The following is a 17,962-nucleotide window of genomic DNA, read 5'->3' on the forward strand; positions in this document are numbered from 1 at the left end:
ATTTCGACTAAAATAAGAAATGATTTTTTAAAATAACTAATTCATTCAATTTATGAATGTAAGGCATCAATTTCAAAAAAGTTTAACTGTAAATGAGTTGTTTGAAAATCATTTTAAAAGTAATTTATATGCAGACAATGAGTTACTTTTTCTAATTGATTTAGTGCATGTTTTTAGACCTAAGAGAAAGAACTTAAATACGCCTGTTTCAATACAGCAATTAATTATCTTCCTTGAGGAATATCCTGAGTATGTTTTTTTGCTTAAAAAGTATCTTAAAACGCTTATTAAGAAAAATAAATTCTCTCGACTATTATCAGATTCTGGAATCATAAGTGATAATCAATTTTTTAAAGAAGTTAGAACACGTCTCTTTGATAAATTTTTGCCTTTTCAACCAGAAAAAGATACTTTACAATATGTTTTAAATCAGGTTTTTTATCTTAGTTCCGATCCAATTTGGATTGATGCAATTCCCTATGATGAAATTGTTTTCTTGTTTAATCTATTAGGCTTTGAAGATATTTATAGAACTGTAAAAAACGAAACTGCCTTGTCTGAAATCATTGTTGCAATGCAACTATTAGCCCAGCGAATGAGCGGGAGAGCATTGGAAAATGAAGTGATTAAAATGGTGCCTGAATATTCTAACCTTGACAGTCCATTTTTAGCGTTGGAGAATGAGTTAAACCAATTAGAAACAAATGTAAGGAACTCAAAACACCATTTTGTAGAAAGCAATGATTTGTTTATAAAACAATTTTTTATGTTTCATAAACAATGTAATGGTTATATAGACAAAGCCTTTTTTAATAGCTCTAAATATGGGATTACACTATCTGTCAATCAAAGTTTGTTGCGTATTCGTCAGCAATTAGAGCGATTGAAGGAGTTAATCATTTTGATCATTGTGGATAATGAAAAGGATAAATTGAAAAACAGCATTTCAATATTACAAATGTTAATAAAGTACAATTGCTATAAAAATAACATAAGAAGATTACTAGCAGAGAGTACACAGTTAGTTTCATATGAAATCACACAACATACTGCAAAATCGGGACAAAAGTACATAACAGATGGGTATAAAGAATACTTTAAAATGTTCTATGCAGCTTTGGGTGGTGGGGTAATCGTGGGTTTTCTTTGTGTTTTTAAATTATTGTTTTCAAAACTTCAAGTATCAGCTTTTAGTCATGCTTTTCTATATAGTTTTAATTATGCATTTGGTTTCGTTATAATATTTCTATTAGGGTACACTCTGGCTACAAAGCAACCAGCAATGACCGCAGCAACGATTGCACAAGCCTTAGAAGAAGGAATGAAAAAGCAATTTAACGTAGTTGATAAACACAAAAGCTTCGCTAAATTATTTGCTCGAATTTTCCGAACTCAGTTTATTGCATTCGTAGGTAATGTTTTAATTGTTTTTCCAGTCGCCTTGTTAATAGTCTGGTTTTTTGATTTTTTATCAGGACAAAATATAGCGGCCTCTAAATCAGAGAAATTAATCAGCGATTTAAATCCAATTCATTCATTAGCTCTCTTTCATGCTGCCATTGCAGGAGTTTTTTTATTTTTCTCTGGAATCATTTCAGGAAGTGTTTCAAATAGAAATAAACATTTTCAAGTAGCCTATAGAATTCAAGAAAATCCGTTTTTAAAGCAAACTTTTGGGATTTTAAAAACACAAAAAATTTCAAATTGGGTCGATAAAAACTGGGCAGGAGTAATATCCAACATGTGGTTTGGTATTTTTTTAGGTAGTGTTGGCTCTTTAGGTGTTTTCTTAGGGTTGAATATTGATATTAGACACATTACTTTTGCTAGTGGAAACCTTGCTTTAGCATTATATGGAGCGGGATTTAATATCGATTTTTGTACGGTTGTAATAGCTGTCATTGGAGTGTTTGGTATTGGGTTCATTAATTTTATGGTGAGTTTTACCTTGTCACTGTTGCTTGCATTTCGATCTAGAAATATACCCTTATCTGAACTCAATTTGCTCAACAAATCTATTTGGAGTTATTTTAAGAAAGCGCCACTTAATTTTTTCTTTCCATTAAAAGACAAAAATTAGTTATTCTGTATAAATATCTTATAATTTTGTGATTATGAGTGATGTTGTTCAATATCGAAAAATTATCCATATAGATATGGACGCCTTTTATGCCTCTGTAGAGCAACTTGATAATCCCGAACTAAGAGGGAAGCCATTAGCAGTGGGAGGGAACGAACTAAGAGGAGTTGTAAGTGCTGCTAGTTATGAAGCACGTAAATTTGGAGTGCGTAGTGCAATGAGTGGAGTGCAAGCAAAACGTTATTGTCCAGAATTACTTTTTGTACCACCTCGTTTTGACAGATACAAAGAAATCTCAAGAAAAATAAGAAAAATTTTTTTAGAATATACAGATTTAGTTGAACCATTATCATTAGATGAAGCCTATCTCGATGTAACAGTAAATAAAAAAAACAATCCAAGTGCATCATTAATTGCTCAAGAAATAAGAAGAAAAATCTACGAAGAAGTAGGATTAACAGCCTCAGCAGGAATATCGATTAATAAATTTGTAGCAAAAATAGCTTCAGATTACAACAAACCCAACGGGCAAAAAACAGTAAACCCAGATGAAGTTGAAGCATTTTTAGAAAAATTAGATATTAAAAAATTTTATGGAGTTGGCAAAGTAACAGCAGAAAAAATGTATCAATTAGGTATTTTTACAGGTTTCGATTTAAAGCAAAAATCACTTGAGTTTTTAGAAAAGCATTTTAGTAATAGTGGAAGCTATTATTATTTAATATGTAGAGGCATTCATAATAGTCAGGTGAAACCAAATAGAACCATAAAATCAGTAGGAGCTGAGCGTACATTTTTCGAAAATCTATCTTCCGAGGTGTTTTTGGAGGATAAAATAATTAGTATTGCTAACGAATTAGAAAAGCGATTAAAAAAAAGTAAAATAGCTGGAAAAACAATAACACTTAAATTGAAATATTCCGATTTTTCATTGCAAACCCGAAGCAAAACCTTACCCTATTATATTTCTGATAAAAACTTAATAATTGACATTGCAAAAGAATTATTATATCAAGAGCGATTAAAAAATTCTGTACGATTGTTAGGATTATCATTGAATAATTTAAACAATCGAGAAAAAAAGAAAACTAGCGAACCCATTCAGAAAAGTATTTCAGTACAATTGCAATTTGATTTTAAAGAAAAGTAATTATTTTGTGTAATTTTTTACCTATATTTGAGATAACAAAACGTTCTTAAAAATAGCCTGAAAAAACACCAAAAAAGAGTGCGAAAAATGTCAAAAAGTGCCAAAAAGTGCATTTTTTTGAGGTTTTAGACAGCTGTTAAGTATTGTAAATAGTATCAGTATAGCAATTTTGACTACTATCCTTTTGGTCAGTTACTGCCTGGAAGGCATGGAAACAGCAAAGAATACCGTTACGGGTTTAATGGAATGGAAAAAGATGATGAAATTAAGGGTATTGGGAATAGTTATGACATGTCTGCTAGAATGCTAGATCCTAGGGTTGGAAGATGGTTTTCGGTGGATCCGTTGGCTAGAAAAATGAGTAGCCACTCACCATTTAACTATGCTTTTAATAATCCACTTTATTTTATTGACCCAGATGGATTAGAGCCAATTGAAAATGGTGATCCAAAAAAGAAATTTATTTCAAGTACAGGCTTTAAATCTATTTTGGTTAGTTTTCAGTTTGCAAAAACTTCAGAAGGAGTAAAACAAAGATATGGTCAACAAACAGTTACTTCTCATGTTGATAAAGCAACTAGGTACAAAATAACTAATGATGATGGTAGTGAAGGTACAGTATATAGAAGAGAGCTTTATTCAACCAGTACTGTTATAAATATTAAAGGACTTATAGGTAAAACCTATAAAACAAGTTTTATTGGCGAAACAACTACAGACGCAAATGGAAAGGTTATTTCAAATGACATTTTTACTAATAAGATTGAAGAAATAAGTTTTTATAATGCTCCCGAAGATCATAGAATAATTTCATATGCTGCGGGAAAACATGTTAAGACTAGTGGTATCTCACCGGCCGAAGCGTTTCATGATGCTGTAGAAGGCCCTATATCTAATATTGGAGAGGCAGCTACAATTATTGGTGGGGTGTCTGGATTCGTAGCTTCTAGAACTAATGGCAACCCAATTATAGTTGGTATTTCAACAGCTTCTACTATTATAGGGCTAGCAACTGTTGCTGCGACATGGACAGTTGCAGGTGTTAAGCCTGATGATATTACTTTTGTTCTTAAAGATCAAATGTACAAAAATCATTCACTTAATAAAACAAGTTTAACTAGAACTCCAGAATGGGGAAATACAGAATGAAAATGAAATATATAATTCTTAAAATAGTAATAATTCTATTAATTATTAGTTGCAAACCTAGTGTTATGGAATGTGATATGGAAAAGCTTTATAATGTTAATTATCGAAAAAAAATGAATCTACCAGTATTAGATGGCTTTGTACAAGAAGAAAGTGAAGATTGGAAAGTTATATTGAAAAATAAAAACAATACAAAAAATAGTTATTTATACGAGTCAGTATTCATTTGTAGAAGTCAAGGCGAATTTTTTACATTTATTCTCGATAGTACAAAGTGTCTAAGGGTTGATTATGGTCACTTTAGTAATGATATTTCGGATAATATACATATAGATTCTTTGGGAGTTAATGATAAAAAGATAAGTATTGAAGACTATAAAAAAATAATTAAAAAGTATCCTTCTTTGCAATTACCGCTCCCGCATTCTATGACTAAAAACAAACCCGATCGCGCAGATATGCACAAACGTTAGCGCAGAATTGCATTCTGTGCCCATAAAGAATATAAAAAAAACAAAGCCACTTTACTGTGGCTTTTGTTGTTTTATAGCGTAGCTGTAAAAATTAAGAATATGCTTTTTTAGCATTATAATCACGAATTACGGTATCAATAAGATTAAAGAGCATATCTTGAATAGTAGTATCTAGTTTTTGAATATCCAGTATTCTTTGTATTGCTTTTTTATCAAAAGTAGCGTTAACACCTTCACCCACTAAAAAATCTAGGCTTACTTCAAAAGCATCGGCTATCTTTTTAGCTACGTCAATAGATGGAGAGGCATCACCTCTTTCATATTTACCTACCATTACTTGAGAGATACCAGTTTTGTTAGCTAAATCAGCTTGTGACCACCCCTCTCCGAAGAGTTCTAATAAAACGCACACGCTCTACGATGGTCTCCCGACCTCGTAGCACAATATAAAAACAAGAGGTTGTCCTAAAAGTAAAAAATCGACACATATTTGTCACTTGGACATTAGGAAGAGTATCATAATCAGTGTTATGTGATTTTTCCCTTTGGTCGAGATGACAAGATTACTGACTTTTAGGACTGCTTCTTTGTTGTTTTATAGGTTAGCTATATTGTTTTGCAGATAATCTTTAAAGCGTTTTTTAGAAACAAAAGTTTCAATAAGTTTAAGAAGTATTGTTTTTTCTTCTAAATCAAGTTCATTAATAAGTTGGAGTTGTTCTAATGTGGCTTTATCCCCCGATAACTATGGTTTTACCAAATAAAAAATGTTAAAGTTTTTAGTTATTTTTTGCGAATAATTCAATAACTTTATGTTGGAAAAATACAAATAAGTCTTTTTCAAAAGAAAATTTATTTGTTTCTTTTTTAAGCTACTTTTCTTTCATATAGTTTATTATCTCTTAAACAAGCACAAACTCTATGGATTAGCTTATTTCTAATATTGTTTATTACTAACATTTTGTTTTTTCCTTCAGCTACTTTTCTTTCAAAGTAGTCTTTCAACTCTCCTTTTGCAGTGATAGAAGAAAGTGCACACATATGCAATTGTTTTTTAAGTGTTTTATTAGTCATATAATGGACTTTTGGTTTGGCTCTTACACTCTTTCCAGAGCTGTATTCAAATGGAACTACACCACAATAACAAGCTAATTGCCTTGGGTTCTCATACATTGTGAATTCATTTGTAAAATAAATTAGCAACAAAGCGGTTACTTTTCCAATTCCTATAACTGAGGTTGCTTTTTCAAATAAATTAGAAAGTTTTTCATCATCTTCGATGACTTTATCTAATTCTTTTTCAATGTTTTTCAAATCTTTTTCTATACCTTGAATTGTTGATTTGGAATACTTTTGACTTAATTTAGCCAATTCTGGTTCAAACTCTTTCAACTCATTAGTGTTTTTGATTAGCAATGCTTTTGTCTTTACCAAATGATCTCTAAGAGTAAGCAGTTTACGTATTTTATCAACTATTTTTCTATGAGATTGATAAAACTGTGCTTCCTCATGGTTTTTCATTGCATAATAAGCAATTCTATGAGCATCCACTTTATCATTCTTCCCTCTTTGAACACCTAAACTGCGAATGATTTTTAATGACATCTCAACCCAAACAGTGAATTCTTTTGCAAGTAAATGTTGAGTGATGATTTTACCATACAAACCTGTGTGCTCCATACAAGCTAAGGTGTTTTCTGCATTAGACTGATAGGATTTTAACCAATTAATCAACTCTTTTAAACCTTTGCTATCATTGGTAAACTGATTATGAATAGTGTTATTTCTATCACTATTCAAAATTACTACTGCATCAAAATATTCTTTTGACACATCGATTCCTAGAAAATTACTAAATTTACTCATAGAAAAAGATTTTAATGTTAGCAACCAAACTATTGAATCTTCTATCGAAGCCTTAATAATAGTCCTTTAAGACTGAATAACTATTTGATGCTGATTCAATATAAACTGACAAAGTCCTGATCTGGGGATAAGTCTTAAAACTTTGCGGCGCGAATGGTTTACTTTGTCAGTTTTGGTTGTTATTAAATTTACGAAATTATCAAAGAACAAATCTAAAGGCTGGTCCGAGCGTCTCTAAATAATTGGTAATGCTACCGCGAGCTTCTAGCTCCGAAAATAGTATATATGGTTCCTAATCCAGATTTGATTAGGGACGATAATCTTTTATCAAAAAATTTAATCATGCCAGGGCCGTTTCCTTATCGTTTGCAAGGGGCTAAGATTATTGAATCTCAAATATTGCATATTAGAAGTGACTATCAAAATGGCAAATTGAATAGAGAAAATATTGTTGGTGGCAACACTAAATGGGGCGATTTAGAAACAGATACTCCGTCATATTATTTTAAATATTTACCTTTATTAAAAGCTCAACAATTAATTCAAAAAAGATAAATATATGAAGACTTTCCTGTTTTGTTTTATTATTAACAATAGTTTCATGTAACAAAACTATACAAAGACAAAACGCTACAAATGAATCAAATTTTACTAAAATAGATGATTTTGATCCAATCTGTGGAGATAGTGTTATTTGGCACATTCATTTACAAGGTGGTTTTAAGAGAGATACAGTTCAGTTTGTAATCAATAAGAATACATTTCCTAATAATATTTCTAAATCAAAATTGATTGCATTAAGTGGCAATAATGAATGTATTAATATTTATCTATCTTGCTATAAAAAAGAAGAAAAAACTAATATTTTTTTTAAAATATATGCCTCGTTTCACATTATTTAAAGAGTTACATGAAAATAGTGAGAATCAAAATTAAAAATTATAATTAATAAAAAAAAATATAGACTTTCAATCTTCTTTAAACTATTATCGTTTTTTTGGTTTAAATTATGATTCTTTGAACCATAGTTTAACTGTATTGAAAAATAAATCTTGTTTTGAATGTAGGTAGGCAAATTCCTGAGCTAAGTGAAACCCTATCTCGCAGATATGCACAAACGTTAGCGCAGAATTGCATTCTGTGCCCGCAAAATATATAAAAAATACAAAGCCGCAGTTTTTTTGTTTTTATAGACTTTTTCTGTATAAACCTGTGTGCCAGCTACAAAACACCCACAAGAATCTGGAGTCAGGAGACCTCGCAGAGCGTGTGCGTTTTATTTAGAACTCTTCGGAGAGCATTTGCCAAATTAATTCTTTAATTCATCATTATTCTATATTTTTCTTGTAAAAAAACAACTATTTCATTTGGAACAATTAAACTCGTCTTTATTAAACCTGATTTTTTATCAAATTCAATTTTTAGTACTGATTTTTTTATGTTATTATCCTCTTTACTGATGGTTAAATTATTTTTAAAATTTTCATAATCTGCGTTTTTGATTAATAGTGAAAATTGTTCATAATCTTCTTTAATTAAATATATTCCATATTTGAAAAGATTAATACTTGTAATATCTTCAGTTTTTAAATCTTTGCAATTAAGTGCTAAATCAATGTAATCTAAAGCTTGATTAAATGATTTTTGATTAAATAAAACTATTGCTTTTAAGAAATAGGGTAAATATTTGTCAGGTTTTGACAATAACCGTTTGTCTAAGTATTCAGTTCCTTTTTTAAAATCATTGCAAAAAAATAAAGAAGTATAAAGACCATCTATTACCATGTCTTCATAAGCAGCATTACATTTAATCGCTTTTAAGGAATTACTGATGACTTGTTTATACATTCTATTATTATATTCGTACTCCAATACTTTACTATAATATTCAGAATTGCATTTCTCTATTTCAATAATTTTTTTATAATCATTATAAGCATCTTCTAATTGATTATTGTCTTCAAAAACAATAATCCTATTTTTAATATTCTCAATTGTATATTCCTTTTTAATAATTTTGTCTAAAACAGATATACAAGATTCATACTTTTTTCTATTGTAGTAATATTTAGATAAGCGAATAAGTAACGTTATATCCTGCTTGTTCTCATTTATACCTAGTAATAATATGTTTTCTGCCTCATCAAATCTATCTGAAACAAACAACAAATCGAAGAGAAGATGATATTTTTCAACATCATTCCGAGCTAACTCAAGATATTTTTTTAAATAAAATATAACATTATCATTGTCATTAAGTTGACTATAATAAAAAACAATTTGTAAAATTATTTTTTTAGAATTGCCAAAATCACCTTCTAGCGCTGTTTTTAAAATTTTAAGGCATACTTCTCTTTTGTCAAAACATTCCATACATAATTTCGATGCGCATAAAAAAAGTTTTCTGTTTTAGGATTTATCCTTTCGGAGTAAATCTCTAGTGTTTGTTCAACACCAACACAGTCTGATTTTTGAAGATACAAATCGACTTTTTGAAGATAATAGTTCTCATTTAAACTGTCAATTTGTATAGCAAAATCAATAGACTCTATTGCTTTGTCATATAATTTTTCACTCATAAATTTTTTTGATTGTAAAAAAACTTCTCTGCTTTAAGATAGTCTTGAGCCTTTGTTGGTAAGCAAAAAAGGACAATTACTAATAGATTAATTATTTGTTTCATTATTCTTTTTATTTTCATCAAATTCCTTTTTGTTTTTCCTGATTACTGACGACTTATATTGAGACACTCCTATTTTTAATGCTTTATCTAAAAGAGTAGGCTTTGTCGGTTTAGTAAGTTTTATCATTGCACTATTAGCTGTTTTTTCAAAAATTGACAATTCACAATTACTTTCAGGACTTGGGAGTGTCAACTGGAAAAGGTAATGGTATCTTAAGATCTTATGGTAACGGTGTTTCTGGTTTGTCGAATGAAATCACTGATGAAAAAGGTATTTTAAGACCAAAAAGCCAAATTGGTTTTTTTAATAAAAGAGACTCAGAAACATCAAAAGAATCAAAATTAGTTGATATTAAATTTGGAGTTGAACTAATGAATTTACCTGTATCTGTTATGTAGCTAAAAGGAAGAGGATCAACTAATGTAACTCCAATCTTACGATTAATAAGTCCTATTATAAGCTGGTTATCATTAACATTATAACTTGCACCTAACCCTAAATTCTTAATGCTACCATGATTTGGCACAGATGTTTCGTTTAAAATATTTAAAGGATTTGACATACGTGAATTAAATAAATCAACTCCCGCAAATTTGCCTGAGATTTTAAGATCTAAATTAACAGTATGAGTATAAGATAATGTAGGGTTTGCAGCTGCATTAAATTTAAACCCACCCTTTTGAGTATAAATAGCATTAAACCCAGCACTAAAATTCTCAGTGGTATGTACGTAAAGTGCTTTATATGTAAAATCTTTCATAGAAATATCTTTAAAATTTGTTGGGAAAATTACTTGAATCAAACCAACATTCTTTAGTTCTCCAGTTTCTGCCCCCTCTAATTCAATCATATCTATAACACGATTTCCACTAAATTGATATGGTGAATAAAATGGATATTCTCCTGTCAACGGATCTCTTGCAAAAAACCTACCCACTTACCCACTCGTGGGTCGTGCATTCTAAACGTATAATTTAAAGAATTTCCTGGTCCTTTTAACTCGTCATCTTTTTCTTGTCCTTGGAAGCCGTAACGGTAGTCATTTCCAGTGCTGGTGCGTCCTGGCAAGGTCATTCCAAAAGGATAGTAGTCAAAATTGCTATACTGATACTATTTACAATACTTAACAGCTGTCTAAAACCTCAAAAAAATGCACTTTTCGGCACTTTTCGACATTTTTCGCACTCTTTTTTGGTGTTTTTTTAGGCTATTTTTAAGAACGTTTTGTTATCTCAAATATAGGGATTTTTTTAAGTAGTCTGCTTTTCTTTAGTCCTTTTTTTGTGATTTGAAAGTTGTTTGGGTTTGTGGGGTTTGAAACTTCTTATGAAATATTCGAAAATTTAATTAGCATTTCTTAATAGATAAAAGGTCGCTCAATTTTTCATCGAGCGACCTTTTTTATAAAGTATTAAAAAATATTATTTTTTAATGAACTGTTGTGTTTGAACAATATTATTATTAATCAGTTTTAAGAAAAAGACTCCGCTTTTTAAATCACTTACATCTATGCTTGATCCATTTAGTTTTCCTTTTTTAACTATTTTACCTGAGTAATCAATAATTTCAAAAGGAGCTTCATTTAATTTGATTTTTGAATCATTAATATTCAAATAATTTTCAACTGGATTTGGATAAATTATTAAAAGAGATGCATCACTCAAAGTGTTATCTTCTTTAACTGTTGCAGATGCAGCAATGTTTACCGTATAATCTTCCACTTGACCATATGTGAATGCTTCACATGAAGTTGGAACTCCATTGTATTTCATTGAAACTCTCATTCTTGTTGTTCCTAGATTTGCATTGGCAGGTATAGAAATTGTTCCGCTTACTGGTGTGTTTTTTGATGCACCAATTGTAATTACCTGTTCTCCTGAATCTAAAAAATCACCATCTTGATTAAAATCGATCCAAACCGCATAAGCTTCGTCATAAACAGTTCCTGTCCATAAGGGTGTAATGGTAATCGTTTGTGAAGCCCCTCTAGTAACTGTTGTAACCTGAGTAGTGAAGTTCTCATAACCAGCTGTTCCTGTAGAAGAATTATCTATATTTCCATAAACTACTCTTGCAATTCTTTCATCATTAGTATTGTTTCCTTGTGAAGTACAATAAGATACTGTGTTTGCTAGAGTTGTTATGTTCAATATATTGCTTGCTACCGAAGTGTTTCCTGCTGCATCTTTTGCTCTAACTGTAAAAACATAATTTGTTGCTGGTGACAATCCTGTTACTGCATAAGAGGTAGAAGAAGTGTTTCCTAATATGGCTCCATCTTTATAAACTTCATAACTCGTTACACCAATATTATCTGTTGCACCTGACCACGTTAAATTAGTAGCTGTCTGTGTAGTTCCAGCTGCGGAAACTGTTGGAGCTGTTGGAGCTGTCGTGTCTGAGGTACCTGCTTCAATAACTACTGTATAATCTTCAACTTCTCCATATGAAAATGCTTCACAAGAAGTTGGGACTCCATTATATTTCATTGAGACTCTCATTCTAGTTGCTCCATTTACTGCAGAACTTAAAATAGTAAAGCTTCCTGTTGCAGGTGTAGCCGTACTTGCTGCTTTACTCCATACTAATTCTCCTGCATCTTCAAAACTGCCGTTTTTATTATAATCAATCCAAACAGCATAACCTTCACTATAAACAGTTCCTGTCCAAGTAGGTGTCACAGTTATAGTATAATTTGTTCCTTTACTAACCGTTGTAGAGATGTTAGTAAAATTAGTGTAACCATTATTCCCGTTTGAAGAGTTATTGATTGTGTTAAATTCTACTTTTCCAATATACTCATCTGTAACGCTATTCCCTTTGCTGTTGCAATAAGTAGGGTCTGAAGTTCCGTTTTGTGTAGTGACTGTTGCAGTATTACTCGTAGTGGAAATATTCCCAGCTGCGTCTTTTGCTTTAACTGTAAAACTATATGTTGTCGCCGGTGTTAACCCTGTAACTGCAAATGAAGTTGAAGTAGCTGTTCCAATTTTTGTGCTTCCTTGGAATACATCATAGCCTGTAACCCCAACGTTATCTGTAGAAGCTGTCCACGATAAATTAGTTGAGCTTTGAGTTGTTCCAGAAGCAGCTAAATTTGTTGGTGCAGTTGGTGCTGAAGTGTCTGATGAAGCTGTTAATCCTGTTCTCCAAATTCCTCTTCCATAAGTTGCCGCTGTTAGATTATTATCTACATAATTAATTTCTAAATCTGTGACAGAAACGTTTGGTAAATTAGTGTCGAAAATTGCCCACGAGGACATAGAATCGTCTTTGTAATAAACGCCTAAAGTTGTTCCTAAATAAAGTGTGTTTGTTGGATCTTGAGCTTGATGCACAATTACATTTTTTCCAATCGATGGTAAACCCGAGCTAATACTCGTAAAAGATGAACCTCCATTGGTAGATTGATAAACCTGCCCACTTGTTCCTTGAGTTACTGCATAAACTATTGAGCTATTTGATGAATGAACACGAATATCTTTTACTGTTGTTGGGAAAGTATAAACAGAAGAGAAATTTACCCCTTTGTTAGTACTTTTATATAATGTACTACCATCTGAGACATACATTATATTATCATTCGAAGGATCTACAATTACGTTTTCTACATTACTAGTAAAGCTTGTTGTGCTACCAACCCATGATGTACCATTTAATCTATATACTTTTTTATAACCCGCAAAAACTTCTCCAGTTGAATTAATAACTAAAGGAGTTACCCAATTTCCACTTTCACCGCTTGGTTTATTAATTGTAGAACTAAGGCTACTTCCCGCATTTGTAGAAACATATAAGCTTCCTCCATTTTGAATAAACCCGTAGAATTTATTACTATTTGTTGGATCTACCCCTGTATCCATTCCGTCTGCACCGTAATAATTCTTCCATTGGTTACTGCTGTAAGCATAGCCTCCATTATCTTGCAAGCCTCCAACCATCTTATCAGAAGATTGTTTTGAAACTGCAATCTTATAGAACTGACTAATTTGCAAACCGCTTGTTTTGTCTGTGAAAGAACTCCCATTGTTTGTAGATTCATAAATTCCACCATCACTTCCACAATATAACACATTTCCATAATATCTTAGAAAATGAATGTCTGCATGAGTGTATGTTGCTGCGGTTGGACTACTCCAGTTGTTAACTTTTGTAAACGAAGCTCCTCCATTTGTTGTTTTCCAGATGTTTAAACAGCCCGTAAAAACTAAATCTGCGTTTGTAGGAGAGACTGCTAGTGCAAGATCATACCATGCTTGTGTGCTTTCAAAAATATTTGTAGTTGCTGCAGTTTTTGTAAAAGAACCACCACTATTTGTTGATCTATACAATCCTTGAAAACCATACCCTGTAGTTGCACTTAATAAATATACATAATTTGAATTAGCAGGTGTTACATCGATTATTAAACGACCTGAACTAGAAGGTAATCCTGAAGTAACCTGTGAAAAGGAATCTCCTGAATTTGTTGATTTATAAAAAGCGTTTGTTGTTACCGCATAAATTGTATTTGGATCTCCTGGTTTAATTTTTATATCTTTTATATTTCCAGATAAAACATTTGTCCACGAAGTTCCTCCATTAATTGTTTTATAGACTCCAACACTAGTAGCTACCCAAAGGATATTTGAATTAGAAGGGTGCATATAAATGTCTCCTGCTTTTGTAGAAGTATTAGTAAAAGATAGACCTGTTGTGTTCCAAGTTGTTCCTCCATTAGTAGATTTTAATACACCAATTGAATAAGTGTCTCCTGCATCCTTGTCTCCAGTTGCAATATAAACAACATTAGAATTTGAATGATCTACTACTATCCCTGAAACACCTATTTGTGGCAAATCATCTGAAAGTGGAATCCAAGTTGAACCAGCGTTTTGGCTTTTCCAAATTCCACCAGCAGGTGTTCCCACATAAATAGTATTAGCATTATTAGGGTCAACATAAACAACGTTAACTCTTCCTTGTCCAGAAGACCAAGAACCTGTATTCGTATGATTAAATGGACCGACTGGTTGCCAATTGCTCACTTTAGCTAAAAGACTGTTTTTGTTATTGGTTTGATTTTTTTTGCTTTGCCAAGCAGCATTTATCTCTGAAGGACTAATTAATGTTCCGTTTGGGTGTGTGTTGTTTCTCCAATGATACTCCCATCTCATAAATGGCTTATAACCCGAACCTTTTTGATTTTTGTCATGTGTTGACCAATATTGATTAAATGCTCCCACCATTTCATCAATTGTAACTTCACTTTTGTTTGTTTTGTTCTTCAATGGGTTCATCCATGGTGCATCCTCATTGAATTGCGCATAGCCAATTGAGGACAGTAAACCAAATGCTAGGAGATAGCATAGTTGACTTTTAATTTTCTTCATAATGTAATTTGTTTGTTGTTGAATAATTTGTTAAAAAAATACATTATTTATGTAATTATCACATTTAAAGTGTATAGAACATAAATTCAAACACAAATAGACACTATTTTTAATAATTATGTAAATTTTAGAAAAAATATAACATTTTTCTAAAAAAAACACTTTTTACTCACAAAACGCTGACTATCAAAATAAAAAGTTTTTTATCTTCTAAAATTGAGCGCTATTTATTAAAGTGAAACAAAACTTATGAATTCTATAAATTCCCAATACGTTTATATATTTAGCATCGTCATCTGGTGAATGATAATCTAAATGAATTCCTGTCGTAAAACTAAAACAGGCTTTGTTTTTGTTTAGAAAAGGATTAGTATCTAAAAGTTGCAATTGATCTTCATTTTCGATTTTCAAATTTAAATCATGATCATTCTGTTTTTCTAAAATTAATCTTGCTTCTTCGTTTGAAAAGCATTTCAATAATTTCAAATCATTATCCATTCTTCCAACCATATCAAAATTTAAGACCGCTTTGATTTCTTTAAATTTTTTATTTTTATTAATTAATTTGGAAAAATTTTCAGAGCCAAACAGACCCATTTCATGCCCAGAATAAAAGACAAATAAATAATTAATATCTTTTCTTCCTTTGACTAGTAATTCATCATACAATGCAATAATTAAAGCTACGCCAGAAGCATTATCATCTGCTCCGTTATGAATATCATTTTCTTTAAATTTGGTTGATAAACCGTTTCCGTATCCTATATGATCGTAGTGAGCAGATATTAAGACTGTTTTTTTTGATTTGTTATTTATAAAAACATATCCATTTGTAGCTTTTATCATTGGAAAGCCAAATTTTTTAAATGAAAATTCTTGTTTAAAAAACGGGTTACAACCTATGCTATCCATTTTCCGTTCGATATACTTTAACGAATTAACTTCATCAACAGTTCCAGGCATTCTTCCATGTAAATTATCATCTGCTAAAGTATAAACAACTTCATTTATGAGCTTTTTAATCAAAGTGTCATTCTCAACTTGCCCAATACTTTGAAAAGGGACGAATAAAAAAAGAAAAAACATTTTCATTTATTGTGATTTTATTATCCAAATATAATTAATAAAAAAAGACCCTAAAAAAAGGGTCTTTTTAAACGCGTTAATGTTATTACAATTATTTTTGATCAGTAGGTCTTTTAACAACAGATAAACTTGCTGGCATATTACCAAAGCGAATTGCTGATCCGTCCCACCAAATACCCATTCCTTTTCCATCAAGGTTGGCATCGTTAAATAATACTTGTTGTACATTTCTATCAAAATTAGGATTAGCAACCATTTCAGTAGCTTTATCCATTCTATTATCTAATCTATTTCCAACAGAAATCCAAGAAATTACAACATTGCTTGTTCCATTGTTCATTTCTTTAATTGTAAATCCGTTTTTATCTACAGAAGCAATATAAACTCCATTACAGTTTCCTTTTGGAGTCACCGTTACCTCTGGATTTTCTCCTAATAATGCTCTATAAGAATCATTAAACGCTATGTATGCTTGCCCATTTACTAATTGAGCACTTCCTTTAGCATATATTGTAGATTCTATACTTGTTACTGCATAAACAGGCGTTTTAGTATTATTTGTAGTCTCTACTAATTCTACGTTTTTACCTAAAGTATATACATTTCCAGAATTATAAGTAGCAAACAACTCTCCTGAATTTAATTGCCCTACAACGCTTCCTTTTGATGCAGAACCAATAACACCGAAGAAACCTCCTCCAAAACCAGAGATTTCACTATTAGGCAAAAACCCAGTACCAGTTCCATAAGCATTTGAGCCGTAAGCACCAAATGTAACATTTCCACTGTTTTTATAGCCTAAAGACCCCCAATATGTACCAGAAATTTCAGCTCCTATTGTTCCACCACATCTATTAAAGTCATTATAATTCCAACCACCTGATCCGAAAGAGTATGAATCTCCCCAAAATGAATGTCCTGTTGCACCTGTATTAGAAGCTGCTTGAGAATAAGCCGTACCATCATTTCTTGAATCGCGTGTTCGATAACCCATTAAAGTATGTTGTCCATCTCCATTTGTAGTTATTTGCGTGCGAGCTACATACAATTGGTTACTAGCTTGAATAGTTCCGTTTACACTAAGCCCAGTACCATCATCTTGGATTAAAGAATTTCCTAATACACTTCCTGCAGTAGTCCATTTTACATGATAATTATTAGTTCCAGTCCCAGTAACTCCAGTCATAGGAACGGCTACAGCTGTAAGGTTTCCTGCATTATCCACTTGAACATTTCTTGTTCCTGAACCACCTAAAGCTGTTACTGATGCATTGGCAGTTGTTAATCTATTTGTAGTGTTATTCCAAGTTAAATTAGCACTACCCGCAGCTGCACCAGCATTGTTGAAAATAACTTGAGTATCTGCACCTCCTACTGGCCCTGCTGGCCCAACAGCGCCATCTACACCATCTACACCATTTGTTCCATCAGCACCATCAGCGCCATCAGTTCCATTGCAAACGAAAGACGTAGCATCAATTTCACCAGCTTGTAAAATTCCGTCAGCATTATCATCCAAACCAACTTCCACTTTTATTCCTCCAGAGGCACAATTTAATCCAGCTGCTTCAACTGTTGAAACAACTAATGATTTTAATCCGTCTACACCATCTAATCCATTTGCTCCATCTGCTCCGTTTGCTCCATCTAATCCATCCGTGCCATCTGCTCCAGCAGGACCTTGTGGTCCAGGTGCAGAATTTGCTGCATACAGAGCAAAAGGCACACTCATCATCTGACTTGTTCCAGATATTGTGTAGCTAGTTCCTCCTGTTGGGTCTGTCTCTGTTTTAATATAATAAGGGCCAGCTGACCAGTCTATGGTTGCTATAGAGCCAGTCACAACTGTTCCTGTACCGACAGTTAGTGTTACCAATCCGTTTGCATTAGATGTTGGTGTTTGTGTTTCTTCATAAACAACTGTACCACTAGCACTTGTTTGTAATATACTTATTTTCATTCCAATAGGAGCATTTGCGACTATTGCATCACCAGCGTCTCTAATAACTGCTTGATATGTAAATCCATTTGGCGATTGTGAATAGGTAACCATACCTATTAGTAAAAATGCAAAAAGTAGAATTCTATTTTTCATATAATAA

The 17,962-nt window shown here is 31.8% G+C and carries 13 protein-coding genes and 1 pseudogene; 5 read left to right on the forward strand and 9 right to left on the reverse strand.

Features of this window, described 5'->3' with window-relative positions; all coding sequences use genetic code 11:
* The first annotated feature begins 52 nt into the window (after positions 1 to 52).
* The 4 genes and pseudogenes from ACZ49Z_RS07780 to ACZ49Z_RS07795 all read left to right on the forward strand — a co-directional run bounded on the left by ACZ49Z_RS07780 (position 53) and on the right by ACZ49Z_RS07795 (position 4,852).
* A complete protein-coding gene (locus ACZ49Z_RS07780; RefSeq protein WP_464307609.1) occupies positions 53 to 2,080 on the forward strand; it encodes a site-specific recombinase in 2,028 nt (675 codons plus the stop codon).
* A 34-nt stretch (positions 2,081 to 2,114) separates the two neighbouring features.
* Positions 2,115 to 3,230 (forward strand): DNA polymerase IV, encoded by a 1,116-nt coding sequence (gene dinB / locus ACZ49Z_RS07785; RefSeq protein WP_464307610.1) that lies wholly within the window; start codon positions 2,115 to 2,117, stop codon positions 3,228 to 3,230.
* Positions 3,231 to 3,416: 186 nt separating this feature from the next.
* A pseudogene (locus ACZ49Z_RS07790) lies at positions 3,417 to 4,379 on the forward strand (RHS repeat domain-containing protein); the annotation flags it as partial.
* Between the two features lie 113 nt (positions 4,380 to 4,492).
* Positions 4,493 to 4,852, forward strand: coding sequence for a hypothetical protein (locus tag ACZ49Z_RS07795; RefSeq protein ID WP_464307611.1), 360 nt, complete (start codon positions 4,493 to 4,495; stop codon positions 4,850 to 4,852).
* 91 nt (positions 4,853 to 4,943) lie between these two features.
* Here ACZ49Z_RS07795 and ACZ49Z_RS07800 read toward each other — a convergent pair whose 3' ends face one another.
* Positions 4,944 to 5,264 carry a helix-turn-helix domain-containing protein gene (locus ACZ49Z_RS07800; protein ID WP_464307612.1) on the reverse strand — a complete coding sequence of 107 codons (321 nt, stop codon included), beginning with the start codon at positions 5,262 to 5,264 and terminating at the stop codon, positions 4,944 to 4,946.
* 455 nt (positions 5,265 to 5,719) lie between these two features.
* On the reverse strand, positions 5,720 to 6,718 hold the full coding sequence (locus tag ACZ49Z_RS07805; protein WP_464307613.1) for an IS110 family RNA-guided transposase: 999 nt from the start codon (positions 6,716 to 6,718) through the stop codon (positions 5,720 to 5,722).
* Between the two features lie 285 nt (positions 6,719 to 7,003).
* On the opposite strand from ACZ49Z_RS07805, the gene ACZ49Z_RS07810 reads away from it, so the two are divergent.
* Positions 7,004 to 7,273, forward strand: coding sequence for a hypothetical protein (locus ACZ49Z_RS07810; RefSeq protein WP_464307614.1), 270 nt, complete (start codon positions 7,004 to 7,006; stop codon positions 7,271 to 7,273).
* A 762-nt stretch (positions 7,274 to 8,035) separates the two neighbouring features.
* Here the strand turns inward: ACZ49Z_RS07810 and ACZ49Z_RS07815 are convergent.
* The 7 genes from ACZ49Z_RS07815 to ACZ49Z_RS07845 all read right to left on the reverse strand — a co-directional run bounded on the left by ACZ49Z_RS07815 (position 8,036) and on the right by ACZ49Z_RS07845 (position 17,955).
* On the reverse strand, positions 8,036 to 9,091 hold the full coding sequence (locus ACZ49Z_RS07815; RefSeq protein WP_464307615.1) for a tetratricopeptide repeat protein: 1,056 nt from the start codon (positions 9,089 to 9,091) through the stop codon (positions 8,036 to 8,038).
* Entirely contained in the window at positions 9,049 to 9,297 is a 249-nt protein-coding gene (locus ACZ49Z_RS07820) for a hypothetical protein (RefSeq protein WP_464307616.1), read from the reverse strand. The genes ACZ49Z_RS07815 and ACZ49Z_RS07820 overlap by 43 nt, the downstream gene beginning before the upstream one ends.
* An 87-nt stretch (positions 9,298 to 9,384) precedes the next feature.
* On the reverse strand, positions 9,385 to 9,528 hold the full coding sequence (locus ACZ49Z_RS07825; protein WP_464307617.1) for a hypothetical protein: 144 nt from the start codon (positions 9,526 to 9,528) through the stop codon (positions 9,385 to 9,387).
* A gap of 94 nt (positions 9,529 to 9,622) precedes the next feature.
* Positions 9,623 to 10,312 (reverse strand): hypothetical protein, encoded by a 690-nt coding sequence (locus tag ACZ49Z_RS07830; RefSeq protein WP_464307618.1) that lies wholly within the window; start codon positions 10,310 to 10,312, stop codon positions 9,623 to 9,625.
* A 511-nt stretch (positions 10,313 to 10,823) separates the two neighbouring features.
* Positions 10,824 to 14,774: a GEVED domain-containing protein gene (locus ACZ49Z_RS07835; RefSeq protein ID WP_464307619.1), complete on the reverse strand. Its 3,951-nt coding sequence runs from the start codon at positions 14,772 to 14,774 to the stop codon at positions 10,824 to 10,826.
* A 210-nt stretch (positions 14,775 to 14,984) separates the two neighbouring features.
* Positions 14,985 to 15,866, reverse strand: coding sequence for a M28 family peptidase (locus tag ACZ49Z_RS07840; RefSeq protein WP_464307620.1), 882 nt, complete (start codon positions 15,864 to 15,866; stop codon positions 14,985 to 14,987).
* 85 nt (positions 15,867 to 15,951) lie between these two features.
* Positions 15,952 to 17,955, reverse strand: coding sequence for a DUF7151 family protein (locus ACZ49Z_RS07845; RefSeq protein ID WP_464307621.1), 2,004 nt, complete (start codon positions 17,953 to 17,955; stop codon positions 15,952 to 15,954).
* Positions 17,956 to 17,962 lie beyond the last annotated feature (7 nt).

This window comes from Flavobacterium sp. KY-23415 (assembly GCF_055384985.1).

Coding starts and splice junctions, on each gene's coding strand:
- ACZ49Z_RS07780 (WP_464307609.1), top strand. CDS start 53: ATGAATGTAAGGCATCAATTTCAAAAAAGTTTAACTGTAAATGAGTTG.
- dinB (WP_464307610.1), top strand. CDS start 2,115: ATGAGTGATGTTGTTCAATATCGAAAAATTATCCATATAGATATGGAC.
- ACZ49Z_RS07795 (WP_464307611.1), top strand. CDS start 4,493: ATGAATCTACCAGTATTAGATGGCTTTGTACAAGAAGAAAGTGAAGAT.
- ACZ49Z_RS07805 (WP_464307613.1), bottom strand. CDS start 6,718: ATGAGTAAATTTAGTAATTTTCTAGGAATCGATGTGTCAAAAGAATAT.
- ACZ49Z_RS07810 (WP_464307614.1), top strand. CDS start 7,004: ATGGTTCCTAATCCAGATTTGATTAGGGACGATAATCTTTTATCAAAA.
- ACZ49Z_RS07815 (WP_464307615.1), bottom strand. CDS start 9,091: ATGGAATGTTTTGACAAAAGAGAAGTATGCCTTAAAATTTTAAAAACA.
- ACZ49Z_RS07820 (WP_464307616.1), bottom strand. CDS start 9,297: ATGAGTGAAAAATTATATGACAAAGCAATAGAGTCTATTGATTTTGCT.
- ACZ49Z_RS07825 (WP_464307617.1), bottom strand. CDS start 9,528: ATGATAAAACTTACTAAACCGACAAAGCCTACTCTTTTAGATAAAGCA.
- ACZ49Z_RS07835 (WP_464307619.1), bottom strand. CDS start 14,774: ATGAAGAAAATTAAAAGTCAACTATGCTATCTCCTAGCATTTGGTTTA.
- ACZ49Z_RS07840 (WP_464307620.1), bottom strand. CDS start 15,866: ATGAAAATGTTTTTTCTTTTTTTATTCGTCCCTTTTCAAAGTATTGGG.
- ACZ49Z_RS07845 (WP_464307621.1), bottom strand. CDS start 17,955: ATGAAAAATAGAATTCTACTTTTTGCATTTTTACTAATAGGTATGGTT.